Origin of the sequence: Pseudomonas sp. LS1212 (assembly GCF_024741815.1) — a bacterium.
Classification (GTDB): domain Bacteria; phylum Pseudomonadota; class Gammaproteobacteria; order Pseudomonadales; family Pseudomonadaceae; genus Aquipseudomonas.
In genome coordinates, this window is the sequence record NZ_CP102951.1 from 4896771 (window position 1) to 4911184 (window position 14414).

The window sequence follows — 14414 nt, forward strand, 5'->3', positions numbered from 1 at the left end:
CCCTTTTTCTTTGTGGTGCCATTTCGGGCCTCCACACATAACTCTGGGCGACCGCCAACACCTTGGCTAAACTGCTGAATCGTCACTGACAAAGCTGGACACCATGATTCGCCTACTGTTTTGGATCGCCCTGATTGCCGCCGCGTTCTGGTTATGGCGCAAGTTCAAGTCCCCTGCCGCCTCACCCCGGGACAATACCCTCGACAGCCCCCTGAAGATGGTGCGCTGCGCCCAATGCGGCGTTCACCTGCCCAAAGACCGGGCGTTGCCGCGAGGCAGCCAGTGGTATTGCAGCCAGGCCCACCTGGAACAAGGGCCCGGCGACCGTCAGCCTTAGGCCTGGATTGCGCCTAGTCGCCCGTCGGGCGCATAAGGCGCCGGATCGATGATCGGCGCGCGCTCGAGCAGCAGGTCGGCAAACAGCTGGCACGAGGCCGGGGCCAGCACCAGACCATTGCGATAGTGCCCGCAGTTCAACCACAACCCTTCGCGCCCGGGTACCGGCCCGATGTACGGGATACCCTCCGGCGAACCCGGTCGCAAGCCCGCCCAGTGGGCGACAGGGCTCGCTTGTGCCAAGGCCGGCAGCAACTCGATGGCCGAAGCCTTGAGGCTTTCCAGGGCGACCTCGGTCGGCGTCTTGTCGAAACCGGCATGCTCCAGGGTGCTGCCGATCAGAATGTGCCCGTCGCGACGTGGAATCGCATAGCGGCCCTTGGCCAGAACCATGCTCGGCAAGAAATCTTCAGCGCAATTGTACAGAATCATCTGGCCTTTTACCGGCTCCACCGGCAGGTCAAGGCCAAGCGGGCGCAGCAGTTCGCCACTCCAGGCGCCAGCAGTCAGCACCACACGATCACCCGGAACATCGCCAGCCGCGGTCCGTACGCCGCAGATGCGCTCACCGTCGCGAATGAAGCCGGTGACCTCGCAATGCTCTTTGAGGCTGACGTTGGGCATGGCCTGCAGCGCAGCCTTGAGGGATTTCACCAGGCGCGGGTTGCGCACGTTGGCCACGTCCGCCATGTAAATGGCCCGATTGAAGCCGGGCCCCAGCGCAGGCACCGCATCGTAGGTCGCGGACATGTCCACTGCGCTCAACGGTCTTTGCTCGCGCGCAGCCCAGGCCAGCGCCTCCTGCTCGCCTTCCAGGTCCAGCCAGTAGAGGCCGGTCGTATGCACTTCGGGATCGACCCCGGTAGCCGCGAACAGGCGCTCGCCCAGCTGTGGATAAAAATCCTGGGACCAATGCGCCAGGGCGGTAACCGCCGCGCTATAACGCCAGGGATAGAGCGGCGAGACAATCCCGCCACCGGCCCAGGAAGACTCCTGCCCGAGCGCACCGCGATCGAGCACGACCACGCTCTGGACTTCTTTCGCCAGATTGAACGCTGTCAGCAGGCCGATCACCCCGCCACCGACAATCACTACTTGCTTTGCCATTTATCGATCCAATGCCAAAAAGAAAACCGTGGGCGCCAGGCGCCGTGAAACAACGAGCGATCAGCGCCCCCAACAGCTTTGGGAGGTGACGTCGCTGCTGTTCGGGTTGCTGCGCGCACCGGTATGGGTGAGTGCAAAGTCACCGCATTTATCGCTGGCCATCAGCATGCCACTCTTACGCGCGGCGACCAGGGTGAATGCCTGTTCTTCACGTATGACGGTCAGAGCGTAATAGTCATTGCCTGCAGGCACAGGCGTGATGACCGTCTCCGTATCAGCATATTGCCCGGCACGCGAGTAATGGCGCTCCAGATTCTGCGCAGTTTCGGACAGCAGGCCAGCCACTTCCGTGCGCCGCGCCTTTTTGATGTACTCGGTATAACCGGGGTAAGCAATACCCGCCAGAATGCCGATGACTGCCACGACAATCAATAACTCGATAAGCGTAAAGCCCTTGTTTGCCGCGGGTGAAAATAACCGCATGAATATTCCTGCCTACATGATCTGCCGCCACATGATTCGCCGTGAAACGGCAGCCTCATTGGCACCCTTCTCGCGAATCTGCACCACGGTGCCATCCGAGAGCGTGACTGATTTATAACCACCGCTCGCGCCCGACTCCCCTTCCACATCGGGCACGCCCTTTTCGATCTGGTTGCCATCCACGCTGTTGTCATGGGCATCAGGCACAGGGTTGTCGGGCACTTTATCCTTTTGCCCATTGCCGGGACTCGGGCACGGGTTGGAGCTGACATCACTGCTCTGGCCTGGCAGCTCCAGGCACAGCGACGGTGGATCGAGCAGGTCTGACTCGGCGGGCGCTACGGCATGCACCGGAGCCGCCAGACACAGACAAAGCCAGGCTCCACAGGCCAGCCGCTCAGTATTTCGCATACACACTCTCCAGCACTGATCTTGAATGGCCGCGCAAACCGACCGCCGTCACGCGGTACAAGGTCGCCACCGCCCCTGCCGGAAGATTGGCCGCCATGTTGGTGACGCCGATGTTCTGGATCATGTAGAAGCCCTTGTCGGCCGCCAACCAGGCTACCCCCGAGCTTTGCCCGCTACCGGCATAGACTCCGGCCGCAATGACCCTGGTCGACTCCGGTGGTGGCAGGCAATAACGGCACACCGGCAGGTTGAAGCCAGCGCTTTGCACGGCGGTCTCACCCGCGCGCAAGGCCGCTTCGGCTATCTGGAATGACTCGTTGCGCAGCTTTACGCTGCCGGCCATCTTTTCCTGCAGCGTGGCATTTTGCATCGACGAAACGCCGATCAGGGTCAGCAGCAACAGGAAGATCAGGCTGACCACCAGGGCCATGCCCTTCTGCGCCTGATGCAGGCTGCCCTCGGTTATTTTCATGACAGGTGCCCTACTGGAGTCGGTTGCGCAGCGACGCAACCACGTTGTAGGTCTGGTTCCTGACCCGTGCCTCGGGATCCTTCAATGTCAGGCTCAGACGTACGCTGCGGATTGTCGCCGGGTTGTTCGGCGCACTGCTGTAATGGCTCACCGCACTGTCAGAGGCAAGACTGGCGACACCAAAGGAGATTTCCAGGGCGTCGACGTTATCCACCAAAACAGCCTTGGCACTGCCGGCGCCCAGCATCAACTGATTGTTCTCCACGGTGTAGACCAGCTTGCGCACTGGCAGGGCGATCTCGCCACTGCCCGCGACCCGGGCGCCTCGGTAGGCGCGGGCCGACGTCACGCAGTCGGTGACAATGGTCCAGGTCGGTGTCCCGCCCGCAGCCCCCACATCGGCACTGATCAGAGTCAGTGTCTGGGTGCCGCCATCGGCGCTGCGGACAAAGCGAATGGGGTTGGCGAACTCGCCGGCAATCGCGGGTTCGGTGTAGGTGATGGCATCGGTCGTCAGGCAGCCAAACATGCCCACCATACGAATTTCCTGGATCATCTTGCTCAGAGCGAAACGGGCATCCTCCTGCAACCGTGCCGACGCGCTCTGGGACAGGTACGTGCTCTTGGCCGTGATGAAGATCTGGGTAATGCCCAGCACCACGACCAGCCCCAGGGTCAGGGCGACCATGACTTCGATCAGACTGAAACCGCCAGCCCTTCGCCTCATCGCCTCGCCCCCGGTGGATCGACCGCCACCCGGCTGACCAGGGTAAACGTCTGGGGCCCGCCACCGGCCCGGGAGTCGTCCCAGTCGATGGTGATGGTCACCTGCCGGTTGACCACACTAATACGCCCTGCTGCCGCGGCGCCGGCAAAGTTGCTGATGTTGATCTTGAAGTCGTGGAAGTCCTGCAGCCTGGCATCACTGCCAGTGACACTGGAAGGCACACTGGCCAAGGCGCTGAAATTGTAATCGGCATCAGGGTTGGCGCGGATTCTGTCCATCATGTCGTAAGCGATGAAGCTGGCCTGGCTGCTCATCAGCGAACTGTCGGTGTATTTCAAGGCATTGAGCTGGATCGCGGCAGCTCCCAGCAGGCCGATTGCGAGTATGAACAGCGAGACCAGCACCTCGATCAACGTCACCCCACATTGGTGTCTCGCACGCATCATCAGCAACGGCCTCCCTGCACGATGCGGCCATTGATGCAGACGTTGAAGGTACGGCTGACCGAGCCCAGTACATAGGTCATGGCCACTGCAGTGGCCGGTGCAGCCAGCCCGCCGAGGTTATTGAAGTCGATAGCGGTGACGCCTGGAGCGTTCACCACCGCATCGCTGGCCATGGCCGGCACTACACGCAATGGGGTGTCGGGGTCGGCGATCGTCACGACTTTCAACTCGCTGCTCCAATCGCCCCCGGCAACACTTGGCATCACTCGCAGGCTCTGCCCTCGGTCAATGGCCTCCAGGTGAGCAAATTTCAGCACTCGCATCAGGTCACTCATTTCAGTATCAGCCTTGGCGCGCTGGATAACGCCGGTAAACGCCGGCGCAATCAGCGCTGCAAGAGTCGAGATCAGCACCACGGTCGCCAACAACTCAATCAGGGAAAACGCTCTACAGCGTGGGTGCATGAAGACGCTCTCGGAGAAAATCGACTATAACCAGCGTTGGGACCGGCCTATCAAACGACAGGATGTACGGTTGATTCGCCAGGATAAACGCGCAGGGACACGCTTCCAGGGAGGAAGTCGACATGCGACAACGAGGAATGACACTGATTCAACTTTTAGCGGTAATGGCGCTCACGACCGTGCTGGTGCAACTTGCCACACCGTCATTTGCGCAAATGGCGGCCAGTCAGCAGCGCCAGGTGGCCGCCGAGCAACTGGCCATGGGGCTACGGGCGGCGCGCAGTGAAGCGATCGTGCGTCACCAGACGGTCGTCATCCATGCGCTGGATGAGGACTGGAGCAAGGGTTGGCGCATCACCGCCGACGTCAGCGGGCAGGGCCATCAGGACAGCGACAACCCCTTGTTGCTCGAACGCCTGGAAAGCGGCCGGGTCACCGTTGTCGGCAACCAGCCGGTCAGGCATTTCGTGCGTTTCAGCGAGCTGGGCGTGCCGCTGCAGGCCAGCGGCGCCTTTCAGGCCGGTACGTTGCATGTCTGCCAGGCCAACGATGCGATCAGCCATTATCAGATCGTACTTTCCAAGACCGGCAGGGTCAGCCTGCGCAAGGACCTGAACGAACAAGCCCTTTGCGACCGACAGGGCTCAGGGCAGGGAGCGAACGCGTAGCTCTTTGGGCATGGAGAAAGTGATGTTCTCTTCGCGACCGGCCAGCTCATCGGCGCCGGTTGCGCCCCACGCCTGCAATTGCTGGATCACACCGCGCACCAGCACTTCCGGGGCCGAGGCCCCCGCCGTAATGCCGATTCGCTCGACACCGTCGAACCAGCTGCGCTGCAGGTCTTCGGCACCGTCGATGAGGTAGGCCGGGGTCGCCATGCGCTCGGCCAGCTCGCGCAGGCGGTTGGAGTTGGAGCTGTTCGGGCTGCCGACCACCAACACCACATCGCATTCGTCGGCCAGCTGCTTGACCGCATCCTGCCGGTTCTGCGTGGCGTAGCAGATGTCGTCCTTGCGTGGCCCGCCGATGTTCGGGAAGCGCGCCCGCAAGGCGTCGATCACCCGGCCGGTGTCATCCATCGACAGGGTGGTCTGGGTCACGAACGCCAGCGAATCCGGATTGTTCACCTGCAGATTGGCCACGTCTTCTTCGTCTTCGACCAGGTAGATCGCGCCGCCATTGCTGGCGTCGTATTGCCCCATGGTCCCTTCGACTTCCGGGTGCCCGGCATGACCGATCAGGATGCACTCGCGACCATCGCGGCTGTAGCGCGCCACTTCGATATGCACCTTGGTCACCAGCGGGCAGGTTGCATCGAATACTTTCAGGCCGCGACCGGCAGCTTCCTGGCGCACGGCCTGGGAAACCCCGTGGGCGCTGAAGATGACGATAACGTCGTCCGGCACCTGATCCAGCTCTTCGACGAAGATTGCACCGCGGGCTCGCAGGTCTTCGACGACGAATTTGTTGTGCACCACTTCATGGCGCACGTAGATCGGCGGGCCGAAGACTTCCAGTGCACGGTTGACGATTTCGATTGCCCGGTCCACGCCTGCGCAGAAGCCACGGGGGTTGGCGAGTTTGATTTGCATGCTATGCCTCGTGTCTTGCGCGCAATAGGGTTACAGCGCCTTGACGTCGATGATCTCGACATCGAAGGTCAACGTCTTGCCGGCCAGCGGATGGTTGAAGTCGATGGTCACTTGCCCGTCATCGAATGCCTTCACCACACCTGGCAGCTCAGTATTGGCCGCATCGTTGAAAATCACCAGCAAGCCTGGGGAAAGCTCCATTTCCTGGAACTGGCTGCGCGGGATGATCTGCACGTTTTGCGGGTTGGGCTGGCCAAAGGCGTTTTCCGGCAGGATCTGCAGGCTGCGCTTGTCGCCGGCCTTGAAGCCGAACAGGGCAGCCTCGAAACCTGGCAGCAGGTTGCCATCACCCACCTTGAAGGTGGCCGGCGCCTTGTCGAAAGTACTGTCGACGGTGTCGCCGTTCTCCAGGCGCAAAGCGAAATGCAAGGTGACTTCCGTGTTCTGGCCAATGCGTGTTTCGGCCAACAACTGTTCAGTCATGAACGGCTTCTCCGGTCTTTTTACTTTTGAACATATCCAGCGCCAGCATCACCGCACCCACCGAAATCGCGCTGTCGGCGATATTGAACGCCGGGAAGTACCAGCGGTTCTGCCAGTGCACCAGAATGAAATCGATCACATGACCGAGCACAACGCGGTCATACAGATTACCCAGCGCGCCGCCCAGGACCAGCGCCAGCGCCACGGCCAGCCAGGTCTCGCTGCGGCCTAGGCGCTTGAGCCAGATCACCAGCACGACACTGACCACCAGGGCGATCAGGGCGAACAGCCAGCGCTGCCAGCCGGAACTGTCGGCCAGGAAGCTGAAGGCCGCGCCGGTGTTGTAGGCCAGGGTCCAGCTGAAGTAATCGGGAATGACCACGATCTGCTGGTACAGGCTCAGCGAGCTCTCGAAGTAGAACTTGCTGGCCTGGTCGAGGACCAGGACCAGCACGCTCAACCAGAGCCAGCTCAGGCGCCCGAAGCGCCCGGCAGTGGCATTAGGCATAGTGACGAACCTCACCGGCACCGCTGATATTGTCGACGCAGCGACCGCAGATTTCCGGATGCTCGGGGTTCACCCCGACGTCCTCGCGGCAGTGCCAGCAGCGTGCGCACTTGGCGTGAGCGGACTTGACCACCTTGAGCTTGAGCCCGGCGACTTCGGTTTCCACGGCATCGGCCGGTGCCTGTACGAACGGCGCCAGGCTGGCGGTGGAGGTGATCAGCACGAAACGCAGCTCGTTGCTGAGCTTGCCCAGGTCGCTGGTCAGTGCATCGTCGGCAAACAGCGTCACTTCGGCCTGCAGGTTACCGCCGATGGCCTTGGCCGCCCGCTGGTTCTCCAGTTCCTTGTTGACCGCGACCTTGACCGCCATCACCCGCTCCCAATAGGCGCGGTCCAGCTCGAAGCCTTCCGGCAGCTCGCTCAGGCCTTCGTACCAGGTATTGAGCATCACCGATTCGTTGCGCTCGCCCGGCAGGTACTGCCACAGCTCGTCGGCGGTGAACGCCAGGATCGGTGCGATCCAGCGTACCAGCGCTTCGGAAATGTGGAACAGCGCAGTCTGGCAGGAACGCCGTGCGGTGCTGTTGGCAGCGGTGGTGTACTGACGATCCTTGATGATATCCAGGTAGAAGCCACCCAGCTCCTGCACGCAGAAGTTGTGCACCTTGGAATAGACGTTCCAGAAGCGGTATTCACCGTAGTGCTCCTGCAACTCGCGCTGCAGCAGCAGGGTACGGTCGACTGCCCAACGGTCCAGGGCCAGCATTTCTTCGGCCGGGAGGATGTCGGTGGCCGGGTTGAAACCGGTCAGGTTCGACAGCAGGAAGCGTGCGGTATTGCGGATCCGCCGGTAGGCGTCGGCGCTTCGCTGCAGAATCTGCTCGGAAACCGCCATTTCACCCGAATAGTCGGTGGCCGAAACCCACAGGCGCATGATGTCGGCGCCCAGGGTGTCGTTGACCTTCTGCGGTGCGATCACGTTGCCCAGCGACTTGGACATCTTGCGACCGTTCTCGTCCACGGTGAAGCCGTGGGTCAGCAACTCGCGATACGGTGCGTGGTTGTCGATGGCGCAGCCGGTCAGCAGCGAGGAATGGAACCAGCCGCGGTGCTGGTCGGAGCCTTCCAGGTACAGGTCGGCACGCGGGCCGGTCTCGTGGCCCTTCGAATGCGAGCCGCGCAATACGTGCCAATGGGTGGTACCGGAGTCGAACCAGACGTCGAGCGTATCGCTGATCTTTTCGTAGTGCTGCGCCTCGTCACCGAGCAGTTCGGCCGCGTCCATCTTGAACCAGGCTTCGATGCCTTCGACTTCGACGCGCTTGGCAACGATTTCCATCAGCTCGACCGTACGCGGGTGCAGCTCGCCGCTCTGCTTGTGCAGGAAGAACGGGATCGGCACGCCCCAATTGCGCTGGCGGGAGATGCACCAGTCCGGACGGTTGGCAATCATCGAATGCAGGCGCGCCTGGCCCCAGGCCGGTATGAATGCGGTGTCTTCGATGGCCTTGACCGCGCGCTGGCGCAGGGTATCGCCAGTGGTCGGCTGTTTGTCCATGCCGACGAACCACTGGGCCGTGGCGCGGTAGATCAGCGGGGTCTTGTGACGCCAGCAGTGCATGTAGCTGTGGCTGATGGTTTCGGTGTACATCAGCGCGCCGACTTCGACCAGCTTGTCGACGATGTTCGGGTTGGCTTTCCAGATGAACTGGCCACCGAAGAACTCCAGCGTATCGACATAAACGCCGTTGCTCTGCACGGGGGTGAGGATGTCGTCATTGACCATGCCGTAGCGCTTGCAGGTAATGAAGTCGTCTTCTCCGTAGGCCGGGGCCGAGTGCACCACACCGGTACCGGCACCCAGCTCGACGTAGTCGGCCAGGTAAACTGGCGACAGGCGGTCGTAGAGTGGATGACGGAAATTGATCAGCTCCAGCGCCTGGCCCGGGGCGGTAGCCAGCACCGAACCCTGCAGGTTGAAACGGCTCAGGCACGCCTCGACCAGCTCTTCGGCCAGCACCAGCAGCTTGTCGCCGACGTCGACCAGCGCGTAGTTGAATTCGGGGTGGACGTTCAGCGCCTGGTTGGCCGGAATGGTCCACGGGGTGGTGGTCCAGATCACGATCGCTGCCGGCTTGTCCAGGGCAGCCAGGCCGAAAGCGGCGGCCAGCTTGGCGTCGTCGACTGCCTGGAACGCTACGTCGATGGACGTGGACTTCTTGTCGGCGTATTCGACTTCCGCTTCGGCCAATGCCGAACCGCAGTCGAAACACCAGTTCACCGGCTTGAGGCCCTTGAACACGAAACCGTTCTTGACCATTTCGGCCAGGGCACGGATTTCGCCGGCTTCGTTGGCGAAGTCCATGGTCTTGTAGGGGTTGGCCCAGTCACCCAGCACGCCCAGACGGATGAACTCGGCCTTTTGCCCTTCGATCTGCTCGGCGGCGTAGGCACGGCACAGCTCGCGGGTCTTGTCCGCGGACAGGTGCTTGCCGTGGGTCACTTCGACCTTGTGCTCGATCGGCAGGCCATGGCAGTCCCAGCCCGGCACGTACGGGGCATCGAAACCCGACAGGGTCTTGGAACGGACAATCATGTCCTTGAGAATCTTGTTGACCGCATGACCGATGTGAATACTGCCGTTGGCGTACGGAGGACCGTCGTGCAGAACGAACTTCGGACGATCCTTGCCGATCTCGCGCAGCTTCTGGTACAGGCCAATGCTGTCCCAGCGCTGCAGAGTTTGCGGCTCGCGCTGGGGCAGGCCGGCCTTCATTGGGAAGGCGGTGTCCGGAAGGTTTAGCGTGGCTTTGTAGTCGGTCATTTCAGGCTCTTGGGTTAGCGGTTGGCCGCTGCTCTGAAGTAAGGGCATGGGCACGGGCGGCGGCGACATCCGCATCGATCGCCGTCTTCAGCGCCTCCAGGGAGGCGAAACGCTGCTCATCACGCAGCTTGTGGTGGAACGCCACCGTCAAACGCCGGCCATATAGATCACCGGCAAAATCCAGAAGGTGTATTTCCAGGTGGGCACTGCCATCACCTGAAACGGTCGGCCGCACGCCAATATTGGCGACGCCCGGCCACGGCTTGCCGTCGATGTCGGCACTGACCAGGTAGACCCCCGTCAATGGCACGCGACGCCGCTTGAGCTGGATATTGGCCGTCGGCCAACCCAGCTGACGGGCCAGCTTCTGGCCATGCAACACGCGCCCGGCAATCCGGTACGGGCGGCCCAGCAACTGCTCGGCCAGGGCGAAGTCGGCAGCTGCCAGGGCCTTGCGGACCTCGGTGCTGCTCACGCGAATACTGTCCAGTTCGACGGTCTGTGCCGCTTCTACGGTAAAGCCCTGGACACGGCCGGCTTGCAGCAGGAAGTCGAAATCGCCGAGGCGGTCGCAACCGAAACGGAAGTCGTCCCCGACCTCCAGGTGCTGAATGCCGAGCCCATCGACCAGGATGGTATCGACGAACTCCGCCGCACTGAGCTTGCTCAGGCGCTGGTTGAACGCCAGGCACAAGACCCGGTCTACGCCCTCTTCGGCCAGCAGCGCGATCTTGTCGCGCAAGCGAGCCAGACGCGCCGGTGCCGTCTCGGGGGCAAAGTACTCACGCGGTTGCGGCTCGAAAATCACCACGCAGCTGGGCATGCCCAACTCTACCGCACGCTCGCGCAGCCGCGCCAGGATAGCCTGGTGGCCACGGTGAACACCGTCGAAGTTGCCAATAGTGGCGACACAGCCCCGATGCTGGGGCCGCAGATTGTGGAGGCCTCGAACCAGCTGCATAACGCGCTTCTTGCTCATAAAGTGGTCGATTATAACCACACACGGCCGTCGACGACAGGCAACACCATCACCCAGAGGCATCGAAAACCAAAAACCGACGCCTGACCCGCTCGCCGCCGCGACTCAATGCAGCGATTTGCGAGCAAAATCCCTGAGGCGAAAGCCCAAAACCAGCAATGTCCCGAAATAAGCCAGCACCCCGGCAACCACCAATGCCCCCAGGCGCAGGAAGCGCTCAAGCATCTCGCCCTGCTCCCACACCGGCATCACCTGCATCGCGCCGATCAGAACTGCCGACATCACCAACACCGCCACCACCAGCTTGATCAGGAACTTCGTCCAGCCCGGCTGCGGCTGGAACAGTTGCTGCTGACGCAGCTTCCAGTACAGCAGCCCGGCATTGAGACAGGCGCCGACGCTGATGGCCAGGGCCAACCCGGCATGCTGCAGGGGGCCGATGAAGGCCAGGTTGAGCAATTGCGTGGCCACCAGCGTGAAGATGGCGATTTTCACTGGCGTGCGAATGTTCTGCTGGGCATAGAAGCCAGGGGCCAGCACTTTGATCAGGATGATTCCGAGCAACCCCACCGAATAGGCAATCAGCGCGCGCTGGGTCATGGCCGCATCGAAGGCACTGAACTTGCCATATTGGAACAGCGCGACCGTCAACGGCTCGGCCAGGATCCCCAGTGCCAGGGCGCACGGCAACGCCAGCACGAAACACAGGCGCAGCCCCCAGTCGAGGATCCGCGAGTATTCATGGCGATCCTTGTTGGCATAGGTCTTGGCCAGGGTCGGCAGCAGGATGGTGCCCAGGGCGACGCCCAGAACACCGGACGGCAGCTCCATCAGACGGTCGGCGTAGTACATCCAGGAAACAGAACCGGCAACCAGAAAAGAGGCAAAGATGGTGTTGATAATCAGCGAAATCTGACTGACCGAAACCCCGAGAATGGCCGGCAGCATCTGCTTGAGCACGCGCCAGACCCCGGTGTCGCGCAGGTTCAGGCGCGGCATCACCAGCATGCCGATCTTCTTCAGGTGCGGCAGCTGATACAGCAGCTGCAACAGCCCCCCGGCCAGCACCGCCCACCCCAGCACCATGACCGGCGGGTTGAAATAGGGCGTCAGGAACACCGCGAAGAAGATCATCGCGACATTGAGCAATGTCGGCACGAAAGCCGGCACCGAGAAGCGGTTCCAGGTATTGAGGATGGCTCCGGCGAGCGACGATAGCGAGATCAGTAATATATAAGGGAAGGTCACGCGCAGCAGATCAGTGGTCAGCTGAAATTTTTCCGGACTGTCGACGAAGCCGGGCGCGGTGACCCAGACCACCCAAGGCGCAGCCAGGATCCCGAGCGCCGTGACCAGCGCGAGCGCCAGTGTTAGCAACCCGGCGATATAGGCCACGAAGGTACGCGTTGCCTCCTCCCCCTGCTGGTGCTTGTACTCGGCCAGGATCGGCACGAACGCCTGGGAAAAAGCCCCTTCGGCAAAGATGCGCCGCAGCAGGTTGGGCAGCTTGAAGGCGATGAAGAAGGCATCCGTTGCAATGCCGGCACCGAAAACACGCGCAATGATAGTGTCGCGCACAAAACCCAAAACCCGCGAAATCATGGTGATGGAGCTGACCGCGGCCAAAGACTTGAGGAGGTTCATCGAAAGAAATTTGCGCCTGTAGATAAAGAGCAGGCCATTAAGGCGCCCATGTGTGCGATACTCCGCGCCGCAACTGCAGACAGAGCCAAAACTCGCGAGTTTACAGGTCATGCACCAGAAGGGAATCACTTCCCGGGTGAGATTGACCACTCAGCGGGACGTCTCAACCGCCCTTGACAAGAGATCAACTCATCGGCATGATTCGCGGCCTATTTTGTTTGCTATTTACCAAGTCTTTCGAGGAGCTCGACGGTGGCCAACTCACCTTCCGCCAAAAAACGTGCAAAACAGGCTGAGAAGCGTCGCAGCCACAACGCCAGCCTGCGTTCCATGGTCCGTACCTACATCAAAAACGTAGTTAAGGCCATCGACGCAAAAGACGCCGCAAAAGCGCAAGCTGCTTACATCCTGGCTGTTCCTGTTATCGACCGTATGGCCGATAAGGGCATCATCCACAAGAACAAAGCCGCTCGCCATAAAGGCCGTCTGAATGGCCACATCAAGGCTCTGAACCTTGCTGCTGCAGCCTAAGCGATACGCTTTGATGAAAAACCGACCCTAGGGTCGGTTTTTTATTGCCTGCAGTTTTTGCTCGACAGATGCACCGCGGCGCCTTCATCGCGGGCAAGCCCGCTTCTACAAAGGAGCCCCAATAATATCCTACATTCCTTTCTTACAACTCTTGCCAAAAATTAAACACCCAACAACTCAACTTAACATTCCGTTACATCGAAAACTTGCAAAGCAACAACGCAAGAACCAACATCCACCCAGGAATTAAAAAACAGACCTTCTGACAAGTAGCACTTGACTCGTCAACACCAAAAGGCGCCATCCATGCTCAACCACCCCATCACCGTATCAGAGAGCATCCAGCTAGAAGTTGCCGACGCAAAGTTCTCAGAGCAAATTTACGAGACCGTCAGAAGAAACAAAGAACACCTCTCCACCTTCCTCGACTGGCCGAAGCAGGTCACCAGACCGACCGACTCCAGACACTTCATGACCTCCGCCGCAGCATCACACGCCGCAGCCACCTCCAAGACATTCGTCATCCTATTCAACGACACCCCCATAGGAATCATTGGCTTCAATTCAATCGACAAGCAAGGAAAGACAGCATCCATCGGCTATTGGCTGGACGAACAATTTCAAGGAAGAGGAATTATATCGAAGTCACTAAAATGCTTATTGGAAAATGCCTCAAGAAACAATTTCCTCAACCACTTCACACTTAAATGCGCGACCCACAACAAGAAGAGCAACAGCGTTGCCCTGCGAAACGGATTTACTTTTGAGGGGATATTAAAAGAGGCCGAAATAATAAATGGCGTATATCACGACCAGAATATTTACTCGAAAACCATCAAGGCATAAACAGAACATCTTCAGAATCAGCAGTATCCCTGATCAGACTCTCAAGGACGCCGCCAAAAAACGCGATCACTATTCAGAAATTCAAGGATTCTGCCCCCAAGGCAAAATCGGAATCGCCGTCACCGCATTCTGCGGACTCCCCTCGATCACCCGATCGCTATACACCAGATACACCAGCGTATTGCGCTTCTTGTCGAAGAAACGCACCACCTGCATGGTCTTGAATACCAGCGATGTGCGCTCCTTGAAGACCTCTTCGCCATCCCTGAGGTTATCGGCAAAGCGGATCGGCCCGACCTGGCGGCAGGCGATGGACGCTTCGGCACGATCCTCCGCCAACCCCAGACCACCTTTCACGCCGCCAGTCTTGGCCCGCGACAGGTAGCACGTCACACCCTCGACCTTCGGATCATCGAAGGCCTCGACCACGATCCGGTCATTCGGGCCGACGAATTTGAATACCGTCGACACCTGGCCGATTTCTTCGGCCGACGCCAGCAGGGGCAGCGCCATTAGCACGCCGAGCATTCCCTTGATCATTCGCACTGCACACTCCCTCCG

At 60.4% G+C, this 14414-nt stretch carries 18 protein-coding genes; 4 read left to right on the top strand and 14 right to left on the bottom strand.

Features of this window, described 5'->3' with window-relative positions; translation table 11 throughout:
- Positions 1 to 103 precede the first annotated feature (103 nt).
- Entirely contained in the window at positions 104 to 337 is a 234-nt protein-coding gene (locus NVV94_RS22800) for a PP0621 family protein (RefSeq protein ID WP_258444592.1), read from the top strand.
- On the opposite strand, the gene thiO is transcribed toward NVV94_RS22800, so the two are convergent.
- The 7 genes from thiO to NVV94_RS22835 are packed head-to-tail and all read right to left on the bottom strand — an operon-like array spanning position 334 to position 4446.
- A complete protein-coding gene (gene thiO, locus NVV94_RS22805) occupies positions 334 to 1443 on the bottom strand; it encodes a glycine oxidase ThiO (protein WP_258444593.1) in 1110 nt (369 codons plus the stop codon). The two genes, NVV94_RS22800 and thiO, sit on opposite strands and share 4 nt — an antisense overlap.
- Positions 1444 to 1503: 60 nt before the next feature.
- Complete coding sequence (locus NVV94_RS22810) at positions 1504 to 1926, bottom strand: type IV pilin protein (protein WP_258444594.1); 423 nt, start codon at positions 1924 to 1926, stop codon at positions 1504 to 1506.
- 12 nt (positions 1927 to 1938) lie between these two features.
- Positions 1939 to 2337, bottom strand: coding sequence for a hypothetical protein (locus tag NVV94_RS22815; RefSeq protein ID WP_258444595.1), 399 nt, complete (start codon positions 2335 to 2337; stop codon positions 1939 to 1941).
- Positions 2324 to 2809, bottom strand: coding sequence for a PilX N-terminal domain-containing pilus assembly protein (locus tag NVV94_RS22820; protein ID WP_258444596.1), 486 nt, complete (start codon positions 2807 to 2809; stop codon positions 2324 to 2326). Before NVV94_RS22820 ends, NVV94_RS22815 begins: the two co-directional genes overlap by 14 nt.
- Before the next feature lie 10 nt (positions 2810 to 2819).
- Positions 2820 to 3536 carry a PilW family protein gene (locus tag NVV94_RS22825; RefSeq protein ID WP_258444597.1) on the bottom strand — a complete coding sequence of 239 codons (717 nt, stop codon included), beginning with the start codon at positions 3534 to 3536 and terminating at the stop codon, positions 2820 to 2822.
- Positions 3533 to 3982 carry a type IV pilus modification protein PilV gene (gene pilV / locus NVV94_RS22830; protein ID WP_258444598.1) on the bottom strand — a complete coding sequence of 150 codons (450 nt, stop codon included), beginning with the start codon at positions 3980 to 3982 and terminating at the stop codon, positions 3533 to 3535. The genes NVV94_RS22825 and pilV overlap by 4 nt, the downstream gene beginning before the upstream one ends.
- Positions 3982 to 4446 carry a GspH/FimT family pseudopilin gene (locus tag NVV94_RS22835; RefSeq protein ID WP_258444599.1) on the bottom strand — a complete coding sequence of 155 codons (465 nt, stop codon included), beginning with the start codon at positions 4444 to 4446 and terminating at the stop codon, positions 3982 to 3984. The genes pilV and NVV94_RS22835 overlap by 1 nt, the downstream gene beginning before the upstream one ends.
- Positions 4447 to 4568: 122 nt before the next feature.
- Between NVV94_RS22835 and NVV94_RS22840 the strand changes: the two genes are divergently transcribed.
- Positions 4569 to 5114 (top strand): GspH/FimT family pseudopilin, encoded by a 546-nt coding sequence (locus tag NVV94_RS22840; protein ID WP_258444600.1) that lies wholly within the window; start codon positions 4569 to 4571, stop codon positions 5112 to 5114.
- On the opposite strand, the gene ispH is transcribed toward NVV94_RS22840, so the two are convergent.
- The 6 genes from ispH to murJ form a co-directional block, all read right to left on the bottom strand.
- Positions 5091 to 6038, bottom strand: coding sequence for a 4-hydroxy-3-methylbut-2-enyl diphosphate reductase (gene ispH / locus NVV94_RS22845; RefSeq protein ID WP_258444601.1), 948 nt, complete (start codon positions 6036 to 6038; stop codon positions 5091 to 5093). The two genes, NVV94_RS22840 and ispH, sit on opposite strands and share 24 nt — an antisense overlap.
- Before the next feature lie 30 nt (positions 6039 to 6068).
- Entirely contained in the window at positions 6069 to 6509 is a 441-nt protein-coding gene (locus tag NVV94_RS22850) for a peptidylprolyl isomerase (RefSeq protein ID WP_258447793.1), read from the bottom strand.
- A gap of 4 nt (positions 6510 to 6513) precedes the next feature.
- A complete protein-coding gene (lspA, locus tag NVV94_RS22855) occupies positions 6514 to 7029 on the bottom strand; it encodes a signal peptidase II (RefSeq protein ID WP_258444602.1) in 516 nt (171 codons plus the stop codon).
- Positions 7022 to 9853, bottom strand: coding sequence for an isoleucine--tRNA ligase (gene ileS / locus NVV94_RS22860; protein WP_258444603.1), 2832 nt, complete (start codon positions 9851 to 9853; stop codon positions 7022 to 7024). The genes lspA and ileS overlap by 8 nt, the downstream gene beginning before the upstream one ends.
- A 1-nt stretch (position 9854) precedes the next feature.
- Positions 9855 to 10814, bottom strand: coding sequence for a bifunctional riboflavin kinase/FAD synthetase (gene ribF / locus NVV94_RS22865; RefSeq protein WP_258444604.1), 960 nt, complete (start codon positions 10812 to 10814; stop codon positions 9855 to 9857).
- A gap of 123 nt (positions 10815 to 10937) precedes the next feature.
- Complete coding sequence (gene murJ, locus NVV94_RS22870; protein WP_258444605.1) at positions 10938 to 12476, bottom strand: murein biosynthesis integral membrane protein MurJ; 1539 nt, start codon at positions 12474 to 12476, stop codon at positions 10938 to 10940.
- A gap of 252 nt (positions 12477 to 12728) precedes the next feature.
- Between murJ and rpsT the strand changes: the two genes are divergently transcribed.
- Both rpsT and NVV94_RS22880 read left to right on the top strand, forming a co-directional pair.
- Positions 12729 to 13007, top strand: coding sequence for a 30S ribosomal protein S20 (rpsT, locus tag NVV94_RS22875; RefSeq protein ID WP_258444606.1), 279 nt, complete (start codon positions 12729 to 12731; stop codon positions 13005 to 13007).
- Between the two features lie 306 nt (positions 13008 to 13313).
- On the top strand, positions 13314 to 13853 hold the full coding sequence (locus NVV94_RS22880; protein ID WP_258444607.1) for a GNAT family N-acetyltransferase: 540 nt from the start codon (positions 13314 to 13316) through the stop codon (positions 13851 to 13853).
- An 81-nt stretch (positions 13854 to 13934) separates the two neighbouring features.
- Here the strand turns inward: NVV94_RS22880 and NVV94_RS22885 are convergent, their stop codons facing one another.
- The gene (locus tag NVV94_RS22885) at positions 13935 to 14393 is read right to left on the bottom strand and encodes a CreA family protein (RefSeq protein WP_408733524.1); all 459 of its coding nucleotides are present in this window, start codon (positions 14391 to 14393) and stop codon (positions 13935 to 13937) included.
- Positions 14394 to 14414 lie beyond the last annotated feature (21 nt).

Excerpts from the sequence above, each read along its gene's own strand:
- NVV94_RS22820 (WP_258444596.1), bottom strand. The coding sequence starts at position 2,809 with ATGAAAATAACCGAGGGCAGCCTGCATCAGGCGCAGAAGGGCATGGCC.
- NVV94_RS22800 (WP_258444592.1), top strand. The coding sequence starts at position 104 with ATGATTCGCCTACTGTTTTGGATCGCCCTGATTGCCGCCGCGTTCTGG.
- ribF (WP_258444604.1), bottom strand. The coding sequence starts at position 10,814 with ATGCAGCTGGTTCGAGGCCTCCACAATCTGCGGCCCCAGCATCGGGGC.
- thiO (WP_258444593.1), bottom strand. The coding sequence starts at position 1,443 with ATGGCAAAGCAAGTAGTGATTGTCGGTGGCGGGGTGATCGGCCTGCTG.
- NVV94_RS22835 (WP_258444599.1), bottom strand. The coding sequence starts at position 4,446 with ATGCACCCACGCTGTAGAGCGTTTTCCCTGATTGAGTTGTTGGCGACC.
- NVV94_RS22810 (WP_258444594.1), bottom strand. The coding sequence starts at position 1,926 with ATGCGGTTATTTTCACCCGCGGCAAACAAGGGCTTTACGCTTATCGAG.
- NVV94_RS22885 (WP_408733524.1), bottom strand. The coding sequence starts at position 14,393 with ATGATCAAGGGAATGCTCGGCGTGCTAATGGCGCTGCCCCTGCTGGCG.
- NVV94_RS22840 (WP_258444600.1), top strand. The coding sequence starts at position 4,569 with ATGCGACAACGAGGAATGACACTGATTCAACTTTTAGCGGTAATGGCG.
- murJ (WP_258444605.1), bottom strand. The coding sequence starts at position 12,476 with ATGAACCTCCTCAAGTCTTTGGCCGCGGTCAGCTCCATCACCATGATT.
- lspA (WP_258444602.1), bottom strand. The coding sequence starts at position 7,029 with ATGCCTAATGCCACTGCCGGGCGCTTCGGGCGCCTGAGCTGGCTCTGG.
- ispH (WP_258444601.1), bottom strand. The coding sequence starts at position 6,038 with ATGCAAATCAAACTCGCCAACCCCCGTGGCTTCTGCGCAGGCGTGGAC.
- NVV94_RS22815 (WP_258444595.1), bottom strand. The coding sequence starts at position 2,337 with ATGCGAAATACTGAGCGGCTGGCCTGTGGAGCCTGGCTTTGTCTGTGT.
- pilV (WP_258444598.1), bottom strand. The coding sequence starts at position 3,982 with ATGATGCGTGCGAGACACCAATGTGGGGTGACGTTGATCGAGGTGCTG.
- NVV94_RS22825 (WP_258444597.1), bottom strand. The coding sequence starts at position 3,536 with ATGAGGCGAAGGGCTGGCGGTTTCAGTCTGATCGAAGTCATGGTCGCC.
- ileS (WP_258444603.1), bottom strand. The coding sequence starts at position 9,853 with ATGACCGACTACAAAGCCACGCTAAACCTTCCGGACACCGCCTTCCCA.
- NVV94_RS22880 (WP_258444607.1), top strand. The coding sequence starts at position 13,314 with ATGCTCAACCACCCCATCACCGTATCAGAGAGCATCCAGCTAGAAGTT.